Raw genomic sequence first — 12229 nt, 5'->3', positions numbered from 1 at the left:
CGTAGCCGCAGTGCGTTGCCGCATCACTGAAACTCAATGATCACGTCGTCCACCGCCAGCGACTCGCCCTTGCCCGCCACCACCTTGCCCACCACGCCATCTTGCGCGGCAAAGAGGATGTTCTCCATCTTCATGGCTTCGATTACGGCCAGCTTCTCGCCAGCCTGCACCTTCTGGCCGGGCTGCACCGCCACATCCACCAGCAGGCCAGGCATGGGCGACAGCAGAAACTTGGACAGATCTGGCGGTGCCTTGAAAGGCATCAATTGGTGCAGGCGTGCGCCCAGCGGCGACAGCACGATGGTGTCGATCTGCGTGCCGTTGTGCGCAACGCGCAGGGCCAGCGGGTTCTTGCCAGCGCCCCGCTCCACCTGGGCGGTGAAACCCGCGCCATTGCACTGCCCCTGCACACGAATCTGGCCCAGTGTGGCGGCGCTGCTGATCTGGTAGCTCTTGTTGCCCACGGCCACCACACTGGAGCCCGACTTGTCCTGGAAGTCGGTGACCGACACCGCATGGTGCTCATTCCGGCCCTCGGCCCCCAGCGTGACCACCACAAATTGCTCGCCCACCTTCACCTCGTGCCCCGCCAGTTGCCCGCTGATGCCCGAGGCGCGAGCGCGGTAGCGGCGGTTCATGAAGGCCGCCAGCGCCACCAGGAACAAAGGGTCCTCGTGGGGCACGTCTTCAGAGTGGAAGCCCTTGCCGTAGTGTTCGGCGATGAAGCCGGTGTTGAACTCGCCGGTCACGAATTTCGGGTGGGCCAGCAGGGCCGCCTGGAACGGAATGTTGCTGCTGATGCCGCGGATCACGAAGCCATTGAGCGCCGCACGCATCTTGGCGATCGCATGGTTGCGGTCCGTGCCGTGCACGATGAGCTTGGCGATCATCGAGTCGTAGTACATCGGGATCTCGCCGCCTTCGTACACGCCAGTGTCAACACGCACACCGAGCTTCTTGTCGGTGTCGCCCTGGAACATGCTCTCCTCGGGTGGCTGAAAGCGCACCAGGCGGCCGGTGGAAGGCAAAAAGTTGCGGAACGGATCTTCGGCGTTGATGCGGCACTCGATGGCCCAGCCCTCGCGCTTCACATCGGCTTGCGTGAGGGGCAGCTTCTCGCCCGCCGCCACGCGAATCATCAGCTCCACCAGGTCCAGGCCGGTGATGCATTCCGTCACCGGGTGCTCCACCTGCAGGCGGGTATTCATTTCAAGGAAGTAGAAGTCCTGGTCCTTGCCGACCACGAACTCCACCGTGCCCGCGCTCTGGTACTTCACGGCCTTGGCCAATTGCACGGCCTGCTCACCCATGGCCTTGCGGGTGGCATCGCTGATGAAGGGCGATGGCGCCTCTTCAATCACCTTCTGGTGGCGGCGCTGAATGGAGCATTCGCGCTCGTTCAGGTAGATCACGTTGCCGTGGCTGTCGCCCAGCACCTGGATCTCGATGTGGCGCGGCTCCTGCACAAACTTCTCGATGAAGATGCGGTCATCGCCAAAGCTGTTGCGCGCCTCGTTCTGGCAGCTGGTGAAGCCTTCAAACGCTTCCTTGTCGTTGAACGCCACGCGCAAACCCTTGCCGCCGCCGCCGGCCGAGGCCTTGATCATCACGGGGTAGCCAATGCCTTTGGCAATCTCTACGGCCTGCTCGGGGCCGGCAATCGCGTCGTTGTAGCCCGGGATGGTGTTGACCTTGGCTTCGTTGGCCAGCTTCTTGGACGCTATCTTGTCGCCCATGGCCGCAATGGAAAACGCCTTGGGGCCGATGAAGGCAATGCCCTCGTCTTCGCAGCGCTTGGCAAAGGCTTCGTTCTCGGAGAGGAAGCCGTAGCCGGGGTGCACGGCCTGTGCGCCGGTTTGCTTGCAGGCGGCAATGATCTTGTCAGCCAGCAGGTACGACTCGCGCGAAGGCGCGGCGCCAATGTGTACGGCCTCGTCGGCCAGCTTGACGTGGCGGGCTTCCTTGTCGGCGTCGGAGTAGACGGCGACGGTGGCGATGCCCATTTTCTTGGCGGTGGCGATGACTCGGCACGCGATTTCGCCACGGTTGGCGATCAGAATTTTGGTGAACATGTTGTTTACATCTTTCAAACAGTGACACGCAACATTTCGAGCTGCTCAGAATGCGGCTACTAGAGCCCATCCGAATAAAAGTACAAGCGCTAGAACAACGGGCATCCACAACCAGGTCGGCATGCGCCAGAAATTCCGTCGGTTCGTTGAAAAGAAACGCTGTTTCCGCAGCCGTCGCTCATCCTTTGATTCGCTTCGTTCGTACGTCGGATTCCGCTCAGGCCTCTCATACATAGTTGCTCACTCTCATGGTTAGAGTTGGCTGGCGAGAGGCTTACAGCGGAATATTCCCGTGTTTGCGCCATGGGTTTTCCAGCTTCTTGTCGCGCAGCATCACCAACGACCGGCAGATGCGCTTGCGTGTCTCGTGCGGCAGGATCACGTCGTCGATAAAGCCACGTGCACCGGCCACAAACGGATTGGCAAAACGCTGCTTGTATTCCGCCTCACGCGCGGCCAACTTCACAGGGTCGTTCTTGTCTTCGCGGAAGATGATTTCCACCGCGCCCTTGGCGCCCATCACGGCGATTTCTGCGTTGGGCCAGGCCAGGTTCACGTCGCCGCGCAGGTGCTTGGAGCTCATCACGTCGTACGCGCCGCCGTAGGCCTTGCGGGTGATGACGGTGATCTTGGGCACGGTGCACTCGGCATACGCGTACAGCAGCTTGGCGCCGTGCTTGATGATGCCGCCGTACTCCTGGCTGGTGCCGGGCATGAAGCCGGGAACGTCCACAAACGTGACGACCGGGATGTTGAACGCATCGCAGAAGCGCACAAAACGCGCGGCCTTGATGCTCGACTTGATGTCCAGGCAGCCCGCCAGCACCAGCGGCTGGTTGGCCACAATGCCCACGGTCTGGCCTTCCATGCGGGCAAAGCCGATCAGGATGTTCTTGGCGTACTCGGGCTGCAGCTCGAAGAAATCCCCGTCATCCACGGTCTTGAGGATCAGCTCCTTCATGTCGTAGGGCTTGTTGGGGTTCTCGGGCACCAGGGTGTCCAGGCTCAGGTCCATGCGGTCGGCCGGGTCGTTGCTGGGGCGAACAGGAGCCTTCTCACGGTTGTTGAGCGGCAGGTAGTTGTACAGGCGGCGCAGCATCATCAGCGCCTCCACGTCGTTCTCGAACGCCATGTCGGCCACACCGCTCTTGGTGGTGTGCGTCACGGCGCCGCCCAGTTCCTCGGCCGTGACTTCTTCGTGCGTCACGGTCTTCACCACTTCGGGGCCGGTGACGAACATGTACGAGCTGTCTTTCACCATGAAGATGAAGTCGGTCATGGCGGGCGAGTACACGGCGCCGCCGGCGCTCGGGCCCATGATCATGCTGATCTGCGGAATCACGCCGCTGGCCAGCACGTTCTTCTGGAACACATCAGCATAGCCGCCGAGCGACGCCACGCCTTCCTGGATGCGCGCGCCGCCCGAGTCGTTGAGGCCGATGACCGGTGCGCCGACCTTCATGGCCTGGTCCATCACCTTGCAGATCTTTTCGGCGTGCGTTTCGCTCAAAGCACCGCCGAACACCGTGAAGTCCTGGCTGAACACAAACACCAGGCGGCCGTTGATCATGCCGTAGCCCGTCACCACACCGTCGCCGGGGATCTTGTTGTCCTCCATGCCAAAGTCGGTGCAGCGGTGCTCGACGAACATGTCCCATTCCTCGAACGTGCCATCGTCCAGCAGCAGCTCAATGCGCTCGCGCGCCGTGAGTTTGCCCTTGGCGTGCTGCGCATCGATGCGCTTTTGCCCGCCGCCCAGGCGTGCCAGCGCACGCTTTTTCTCCAGTTGATCCAGGATGTCTTGCATGGTCGTCCTTTGGTGAATGGGTTTGTTTACTATTTATTTGATAGCTGCTTGCGCTTGATGGGATTGCGCCAGCAGCAGATTTCTTGCTGCAGTCGATGCCGCGATGCGCCCGGCTACCACATCGGCCTGCATCTGGGGCAGCAGCTCCTTGACCTGCGGATGCTGGCGAAACGCGAGCTTGAGGCCCGCGTCGATGCGCTCCCACATCCAGGACAGCGCCTGCTTCTCGCGCCGCGTGGCCAGGCGGCCATTGGCGGTTTGCAGCTGGCGAAACTGCGCGACGGCGGCCCAGAAGCTGTCCACGCCCTGGCCCAGCAGCGCGCTCATCTGCACGACCTTGGGGTGCCACAAAGTTTCATTGTGGTGCGCGTTCTCGGGGTTGCCGTGCTGGCTGAGCAGGCGCAGGCTCGATGTGATCTGCGCCTCGGCCCGTGTGGCGGCGTTCTTGTCGATGTCGGCCTTGTTGATGACCACCAGGTCCGCTATCTCCATCACGCCCTTCTTGATGGCCTGCAGGTCGTCGCCCGCGTTGGGCAGCTGCATGAGCACAAACATGTCCGTCATGCCCGCCACCGCGATCTCGCTCTGGCCCACGCCCACGGTTTCGACGATGACCACGTCGTAACCCGCCGCCTCGCAGACCAGCATGGCTTCGCGGGTCTTCTCTGCGACTCCGCCCAGGGTGCCGCTGGAGGGGCTGGGGCGGATGTAGGCCTTTTCGTGCACCGACAGGTGTTCCATGCGCGTCTTGTCGCCCAGGATGGAGCCGCCCGAGACGGTGCTGGAGGGGTCGATGGTGAGCACGGCCACACGGTGGCCCTGGGCGATGAGGTACAGGCCCAAGGCTTCGATGAAGGTGGATTTGCCCACGCCGGGAACGCCGCTGATGCCCAGGCGGAAGGCCTTGCCGGTGTGGGGGAGGAGCTGGGTCAGCAGCTCGTCGGCCTGCGCGCGATGGTCTGCCCGCGTGGATTCGAGCAGGGTGATGGCCTTGGACACGGCGCGACGCTGCGTGGGGCCGGGTTGACCGAGCACACCTGGGTAGAGGTTCATGCCAACACCTTCACTGCGGCCTTCTCGAACGCCGGGTTCCACAGGTATTCCAGGTCGAACTCTTGCTCCTCCACCAGCTGAAAGCCATGGCGCAGGTAAAAGCGGTTGGCATCGCTACCGCGCAAGGCGCTCAGGGTGATGTCACGTGCCTCTGCCCTGGCCTGTTCTTTCGCCCAATTCAGGGCCCACGCACCCGCACCGCAGCCCTGCTGACCCGGGCGGATGTAGAGGTGATGCAGCCGCGCCTGCGGCAGCGTCGCATTCGGTATGAGGGTGAGATAGCCAATGCGCTCGCCGCTGCGCACGATATGCCGCATGCAGGTAGGCACAAATGCGCTGCGCAAACGCTCTCGCACGCGCACCGGGTCAAACCGGCCGAGGCGCTCCAGGCTCTCTTGCAACGCCTGTGCGCGCAACTCAGCCATTGCCTCGAAGTCCGTGTCCTGGACGTCTTCAAAACTGAACATCAGGTTAGGCATTTTTCTGCGGCACGTGAGCAGAGAGCGGTGGCCCACTGCCATCCTGAACCAGGATCGCGTGGCGCGTTGTCTCTGTGACTCCAACCAGCGTGCTGTTGCGCGGGAGGATGGTCGTGGTTGCATATTCCATTCGTGCTATTCGGCAGCCGCCAACATGATCCACACCGCTATGGCAACCCCGGCCAGGATGATGCAAACGCCGAGAAATCGCCAGCCGTTCCAAATCAACGTGGCGCCTATCCCGCCGATGCTGAGGCACTCCATGGCCGCCGACATTGCACGCCCCCCCGGGTTCGACTTCTTCATGCCACTCCTTCTGTGCGACGCAACAGCACTCGTACTGAACCTGCTTGATAGACGAAATTTGCACGAACTCAAGCAGCCACAGCCTTGCGAATCTGCTCCAGCACATCCTTCGCACTGGCCGGGATGGGCGTGCCGGGGCCGTATATGCCCTTCACACCCGCTTCGTACAGGTGCTCATAGTCCTGCGCCGGGATCACACCGCCCACGAAGACGATGATGTCGTCCGCCCCCTGGTCCTTGAGCGACTGGATGATGGCCGGCACCAGGGTCTTGTGGCCGGCGGCCAGCGTGCTCACGCCCACGGCGTGCACGTCGTTCTCGATGGCCTGGCGCGCGCATTCTTCGGGCGTCTGGAACAGCGGGCCCATGTCCACGTCAAAGCCCAGGTCGGCAAACGCCGTGGCCACCACCTTAGCGCCGCGGTCGTGGCCGTCCTGGCCCAGCTTGGCGATCATGACGCGCGGGCGGCGGCCCTCGGTTTCGGCAAATGCGTTGATCTCGGTCTTGAGTTTGTCCCAGCCTTCGGCCGAGTCATAAGCGGCTGCGTACACACCGGTCACCTTTTGCGTATCGGCGCGGTGGCGCCCAAACACCTTTTCGAGCGCGTCAGACACTTCGCCCACGGTGGCACGCAGGCGCACCGCCTTGATGGCCAAGTCCAGCAGGTTGCCACTGCCGTCTTCTGCTGCAGAAGTGAGAGCATCCAGCGCTTGCTGCACAAGCGCGGAGTCGCGCTTTTCCCTGATATTTTTCAGGCGTTCGATCTGCCCGTCGCGCACCTTCACATTGTCGATCTGCAGGATGTCGACCGGGTCTTCCTTGGCCAGCTTGTATTTGTTGACGCCGACGATCACGTCCTTGCCGCTGTCGATGCGCGCCTGCTTCTCTGCCGCAGCAGCCTCGATCTTGAGCTTGGCCCAGCCGCTGTCCACGGCCTGGGTCATGCCACCCATGGCCTCGACCTCTTCGATGATCTTCCAGGCGGCATCCATCATGTCCTGGGTGAGCTTTTCCATCATGTAGCTGCCGGCCCAGGGGTCGACCACGTTGGTGATGTGCGTCTCTTCCTGGATGATGAGCTGCGTGTTGCGCGCGATGCGCGAGCTGAACTCGGTGGGCAGCGCGATGGCTTCGTCGAGCGCATTGGTGTGCAGGCTCTGCGTGCCACCAAACACCGCGGCCATGGCCTCGATAGTGGTGCGCACGATGTTGTTGTACGGGTCTTGCTCGGTGAGCGACCAACCCGAAGTCTGGCAGTGCGTGCGCAGCATCAGGCTCTTGGGGTTCTTGGCGCCGGTCTCTTTCATGATGCGGCACCACAGCAGGCGCGCGGCGCGCATCTTGGCGACTTCAAGGTAGAAGTTCATGCCGATGGCCCAGAAGAAGCTCAGGCGCCCGGCGAACTCGTCCACGTCCAGGCCCGAGGCGATGGCGGTCTTCACGTACTCCTTGCCGTCGGCCAAGGTAAAGGCCAGCTCCAGCGCCTGGTTGGCGCCCGCCTCCTGCATGTGGTAGCCCGAGATCGAGATCGAGTTGAACTTCGGCATGTTGCGTGCCGTGTAGCCAATGATGTCGCCGATGATGCGCATGCTCGGCTTGGGCGGGTAGATGTAGGTGTTGCGCACCATGAACTCTTTCAGAATGTCGTTCTGAATGGTTCCCGAGAGCTGGTCTTGCGAAACGCCCTGCTCTTCTGCCGCCACCACGTAGCCCGCCAGCACCGGCAGCACGGCGCCGTTCATGGTCATCGACACGCTGACCTTGTCCAGCGGGATCTGGTCGAACAGGATCTTCATGTCCTCGACCGAATCGATCGCCACGCCGGCCTTGCCTACGTCGCCGGTCACGCGGGGGTGGTCGCTGTCGTAGCCCCGGTGGGTGGCCAGGTCGAACGCCACGCTCACGCCCTGACCGCCTGCGGCCAGCGCCTTGCGGTAGAAGGCGTTGGATTCCTCGGCGGTGGAGAAGCCCGCGTATTGGCGAATCGTCCAGGGCCGCACGGCATACATCGTGGCCTGGGGGCCACGCAGGTAGGGCTCGAAACCCGGCAAGGTGTTGGCGTACGGCAGGTTTGCCGTGTCTTCGGCCGTGTACAGCGGCTTGACGGTGATGCCGTCGGGTGTCACCCAGTTCAAGGCGTTCACATCGCCACCGGGCGCGGACTTGGCTGCGGCCTTGGCCCATGCTTCCAGCGAAGCGGCAGCGAACTCGGGAGCATTGTTGGGGGGCGTGTCACTCATGGCGAAGACTTCTCCGAAGATGGCGTTGGTGCGTCAAGTTAGTGCGTCAAACACGACGCGCGGGCGGCTGCCGCCCACTTGCATTGATGTGGCGGCGAGTTTACATCATTCATAATTATTGATTCAAAATATTCCACACAGCTTACAATCCGCCCATGTCTGCCCTCACCCTCACGCCCCGTGCACTCTACGAAGAAGTGGCGGAGCAATTGCGCCAGCGCATCTTCCGCCGCGAACTGGAGCCCGGCAGCTGGATCGACGAATTGAAGATTGCCGAAGAATTCGGCATCAGCCGCACCCCCCTGCGCGAGGCGCTCAAGGTGCTGGCGGCCGAAGGCCTGGTCACGATGAAGGTGCGCCGTGGCGCCTATGTGACCGAAATGAGCGAAAAAGACCTGCGCGACGTGTACCACCTGCTCAGCCTGCTGGAGAGTGATGCAGCAGGCGTGGTGGCCACCACCGCCACACCGGCCCAGCTGCAAACGCTGCAAGACCTGCATGCTGAACTGGAGGCCGCCGCTGGCGAACGCGAGCGTTTTTTTGCGGTGAACGAGCGTTTTCACATGCTGCTGCTGGAGCTGGCCGACAACCGCTGGCGCAGCCAGATGGTGGCCGACCTGCGCAAGGTGATGAAGCTCAACCGCCACAACTCGCTGCTCAAGCAGGGGCGGATTGAAGACTCGCTGAACGAACACCGCACCATCCTGGCTGCGATGGTGGCACGCGATGCCAAGGGCACGGTGAAGGCCATGCAGGCGCATTTTGCGCAGGGGCTGGAAGCGGCGACCTGATTGAAAGCCACCAGCACAAGCCGGCTTGTCGCGGGCTTGTGCTGTATCGGCTCAGTTTTTGGCCGGCTCCACGCGGTTGCGCCCACCGGCCTTGGCGGCATAGAGCGCCTCGTCGGCGCGGCGCAGCAGGTCGTGAAAGCTGCGATCCCCTTCGCCCGCCGCGGCCACCCCCAAGGAAATGGTCATGGGGATGAACACCCCGCCCGCATACAGAGGCTCCCCGGCCACCAGCGCGCGCAGGCGCTCGCCAGCCGTCAGGGCGGCAGCAGTGTCCAGCCCCTCCCACAGCACCACAAACTCCTCGCCACCGTGGCGTGCCGCCAGATCGCTGCCCCGGCATGCTGTGCGCAGGTGTACGGCCACATGCCGCAGCGCCACGTCCCCCACTTCATGTCCGTGGCAGTCGTTGATGGCCTTGAAGTGATCGATATCGATCACAGCCAGGGCCAGACCGCCTGCCTGTTGCGGCCTCTCTGCAAATCGCCGCTCCCCCACCGTGACCAGCGTGCGGCGGTTGGGAAGGCCCGTGAGATAGTCGGTGGAGGCTGCCAGCTCCCACTGGCGGCCAATGCGTTCGGAGCACATGAGCAAAAAGGCCGTCGTCCCCACCACGGGCAGCAATGCGGTGATCATGGGGCTGGCCATGTTGATCCAGGCCCCATCGCCCGTGATGTCAAAGGACGGACTGATGCCACGCCCCAAAAAATAAGCCGCCCGAAACACTGTGAACCCCGCCACAAAGGCAAACAGGCTCGCCATCACGCGGCGGCTGTGCGCACCATCGGGTGATTTCTGCGACACCAGCAACACAAAGCTTGCCAGCAGCAAGAACACGCAGCAGGTCGAAAGAATGAACACACGCATGCGCGTGTCCGGCCGGAGCACCGCGAACCAGAGTATTCCCAGGATGCCCACCGCAGCCGGGGCCAACATCCAGCGCAGATCCGGCAGGCCATAAAACTGCCGCAGCGCACGCCAGTAGCCCGTGCACCCCAGCAGCACCAGCCCGTTGGCCAGCGGCGACGCCAGCCCCAGAGGCATATGGTCGCGCGACGCGTACATCACGGCACTGCCCGCCAGCAGCAGCGTAGCGATGCGCCAGGTTTCGGTGCAGGTGCGCAAGGCCACAGGGAAGCTCTTGCGCATCAGGCCCAGCACCCACCCGTTGGCCAGCATCATCAGCGTGGCAACAATGAAGATGGTGACGGGATCCATGGCGGCGGGAGCGAAATGGCAGTTTGCGGCGGGGTGGCGAACGACGAGGTGGCTTCCCCTTTTGATATCGGCGGAAAGTGGGACATTGTGGCCGACCCGGCTTGCAATCAGCCCGCGCATCGTGCGAATGCCCTTCGGCAGCCCGGCTCCGGGGGTCGACCGAACCCCTTGGCGTCACCCAACGCACTGCGGAGAAAGCGCAGCGACCCGCCCCACAGCGCGCCAATGCACGGGCTGGCAGAGGGCTGCGCCAAAGCACAGGCGCGGAGCATTCCGAAAATCGGAACGCACCATTTGCAACACAAGAGGTCTCGGCGCGGGCGTTTCCAGCAGGTTCGATCGGTATGATTCTGCGGGTTTTCACTGAGGCTGTGCGCCTTTGGCGCGCACAGCCTTCACCGCAGGTTCCATGTCTCCCATCCCCTCCGATATCGCCAGCGTCCACACGCTGCCCCAGCTCCTTGCCTACCGCGCTGCCTGCACCCCCAACGCCGAGGCGTACCGCGCCTTCGACCCCACCACCCAATCCTGGATGAGCCTGACCTGGGCGCAAGCTGCACAGCACGTTGGCACCTGGGCACAGGCCTTGGCGGCCATGCAGCTTCCGGCTGCGGCGCGCGTGGCCATCCTGCTGCCCAATGGGCTGAACGCCATGTGCGCCGACCAGTCTGCGCTGGCCACGGGCTGCGCGCCGGTGCCCCTGCATGCCATCGACAACCCCGGCAGCATCGCTTACATCCTGGCCGACTGCGAAGCATCGATGCTGATCGTGAGTCACGCCGAGCAGTGGGAAAAGATCCGCGCCGTGGGCAAGCGGTTTCCGGCCTTGCGCGCGGTGGTGATCACCGATGACGACACGCCATCTTTCAAGGCCGCAGCCGGCTCTGGTGAAGACCCTGCGGTGGGCTCGCTCGCCCAGTGGCTGGCGGGCGCGGCACATGCAGACAGCGCTCCAGCACCCAAGGCCCCGGATGCTGACGACCTGGCTGCCATCGTCTACACGTCCGGCACCACCGGCAAACCCAAGGGCGTGATGCTGACGCATCACAATGTGGTCAGCGACGTGAAGGCCGTGCTCGACCGCATTGCACCCACGGTGGACGACGTGTTCCTGTCGTTCCTGCCGCTGTCGCACACCTTTGAACGCACGGGCGGCTATTACCTGCCGATTGCCGCCGGCAGCTGCGTGGCCTATGCCCGTTCAGTGCCCCAGTTGGCCGAAGACCTGAAGACCGTGCGCCCCACGGTGCTGGTGTCAGTACCACGCATTTACGAACGCATCCACGCCAAGCTGCTGGAAAAGCTATCGCCCATGCCCTGGAAGATGCAGTTGTATGAAGCCGCACAGCACAGGGGCTGGGCGCGTTTTTGCACCATGCAAGGGCTGCCCGCTCCTGCGGCCGAGGACGGCCGCGCCGCGGGCTGGATGGCCGCCCTGCCCTGGCCGGTGCTGCAGGCTTTGGTGGCAAAGCCGCTGCTGGCCCAGTTTGGCGGCCGCGTGCGCGTGGCGGTCAGCGGTGGCGCGCCGCTGTCACCCACCATTGCCAAGTGCTTCCTGGGCCTGGGCCTGCCGCTCATCCAGGGCTACGGCATGACCGAAACCGCGCCCGTGGTATCGGTGAACTCTCTCGATGACAACGACCCGGCCTGCGTGGGCAAGGCCCTGCCGGGCGTGGACGTGCGCATCGGCGAGAACCGCGAGCTGCAGGTGCGTGGCCCCATCGTGATGAAGGGCTACTGGAAGCGCCCCGAAGACACGGCCAAGATCCTGAGCCCCGACGGCTGGCTGGGCACAGGCGACCAGGCTGAGCTCGTGAACGGCCGCATCTACATCAAGGGCCGCATCAAGGAAATCATCGTCACATCCACCGGCGAAAAGATCCCTCCGGGCGACCTGGAACTGGCACTGCTGGCCGACCCGCTGCTGGAGCAGGCCTTTGTGGTGGGCGAAAACCGCCCCTTCATAGCCTGCGTGGCCGTGCTCAATGCGGGTGAATGGCAGCGTCTGGCGGCGGACCTGGGCCTGTCTGCGCAAGATACCGACAGCCTGAACCACCCCAGCGTGCACCGCGCCGTGCTGGCCCGCATCGAGAAGAACACCGCCAGCTTTGCCCGCTACGCCGTGCCGCGCGCCGTGCACCTGACGCTGGACCCTTGGACGATTGAGAACACCTTCATGACGCCGACGCTCAAGCTCAAGCGCAACAACCTGATGGCGAACTTTGCGCAAGCGATTGACGGGATGTACCAGAAGCCGGGGCGCTGA

General features: G+C 63.5%; 9 protein-coding genes. 2 read left to right on the top strand and 7 right to left on the bottom strand.

The window, feature by feature from the left end:
* Positions 1-23: 23 nt before the first annotated feature.
* The 6 genes from ASE39_RS14400 to scpA form a co-directional block, all read right to left on the bottom strand.
* Entirely contained in the window at positions 24-2072 is a 2049-nt protein-coding gene (locus tag ASE39_RS14400; RefSeq protein ID WP_057271606.1) for an acetyl/propionyl/methylcrotonyl-CoA carboxylase subunit alpha, read from the bottom strand.
* A gap of 274 nt (positions 2073-2346) precedes the next feature.
* Positions 2347-3879 (bottom strand): acyl-CoA carboxylase subunit beta, encoded by a 1533-nt coding sequence (locus ASE39_RS14395; RefSeq protein WP_056062687.1) that lies wholly within the window; start codon positions 3877-3879, stop codon positions 2347-2349.
* Between the two features lie 33 nt (positions 3880-3912).
* On the bottom strand, positions 3913-4932 hold the full coding sequence (gene meaB, locus ASE39_RS14390) for a methylmalonyl Co-A mutase-associated GTPase MeaB (RefSeq protein ID WP_057271605.1): 1020 nt from the start codon (positions 4930-4932) through the stop codon (positions 3913-3915).
* Positions 4929-5411, bottom strand: coding sequence for a GNAT family N-acetyltransferase (locus ASE39_RS14385; RefSeq protein WP_057271604.1), 483 nt, complete (start codon positions 5409-5411; stop codon positions 4929-4931). Before ASE39_RS14385 ends, meaB begins: the two co-directional genes overlap by 4 nt.
* A 135-nt stretch (positions 5412-5546) precedes the next feature.
* Positions 5547-5717: a hypothetical protein gene (locus ASE39_RS26790; protein ID WP_158004144.1), complete on the bottom strand. Its 171-nt coding sequence runs from the start codon at positions 5715-5717 to the stop codon at positions 5547-5549.
* A 68-nt stretch (positions 5718-5785) separates the two neighbouring features.
* On the bottom strand, positions 5786-7957 hold the full coding sequence (gene scpA / locus ASE39_RS14380; RefSeq protein WP_057271603.1) for a methylmalonyl-CoA mutase: 2172 nt from the start codon (positions 7955-7957) through the stop codon (positions 5786-5788).
* Positions 7958-8112: 155 nt separating this feature from the next.
* Between scpA and ASE39_RS14375 the strand changes: the two genes are divergently transcribed.
* Positions 8113-8748, top strand: a complete 636-nt coding sequence (locus ASE39_RS14375; protein ID WP_010458874.1) for a GntR family transcriptional regulator — start codon at positions 8113-8115, stop codon at positions 8746-8748.
* A gap of 51 nt (positions 8749-8799) precedes the next feature.
* Here the strand turns inward: ASE39_RS14375 and ASE39_RS14370 are convergent, their stop codons facing one another.
* Entirely contained in the window at positions 8800-9963 is a 1164-nt protein-coding gene (locus ASE39_RS14370; RefSeq protein ID WP_057271602.1) for a sensor domain-containing diguanylate cyclase, read from the bottom strand.
* Between the two features lie 409 nt (positions 9964-10372).
* Between ASE39_RS14370 and ASE39_RS14365 the strand changes: the two genes are divergently transcribed.
* Positions 10373-12229, top strand: a complete 1857-nt coding sequence (locus ASE39_RS14365; protein WP_057271831.1) for a long-chain fatty acid--CoA ligase — start codon at positions 10373-10375, stop codon at positions 12227-12229.

It is taken from the genome of Acidovorax sp. Root267, assembly GCF_001429215.1.
Lineage (GTDB): Bacteria > Pseudomonadota > Gammaproteobacteria > Burkholderiales > Burkholderiaceae_C > Acidovorax > Acidovorax radicis.
The sequence above is the reverse complement of the archived record's forward strand: the minus strand, read 5'-3'. Positions and strand labels throughout refer to the sequence as shown.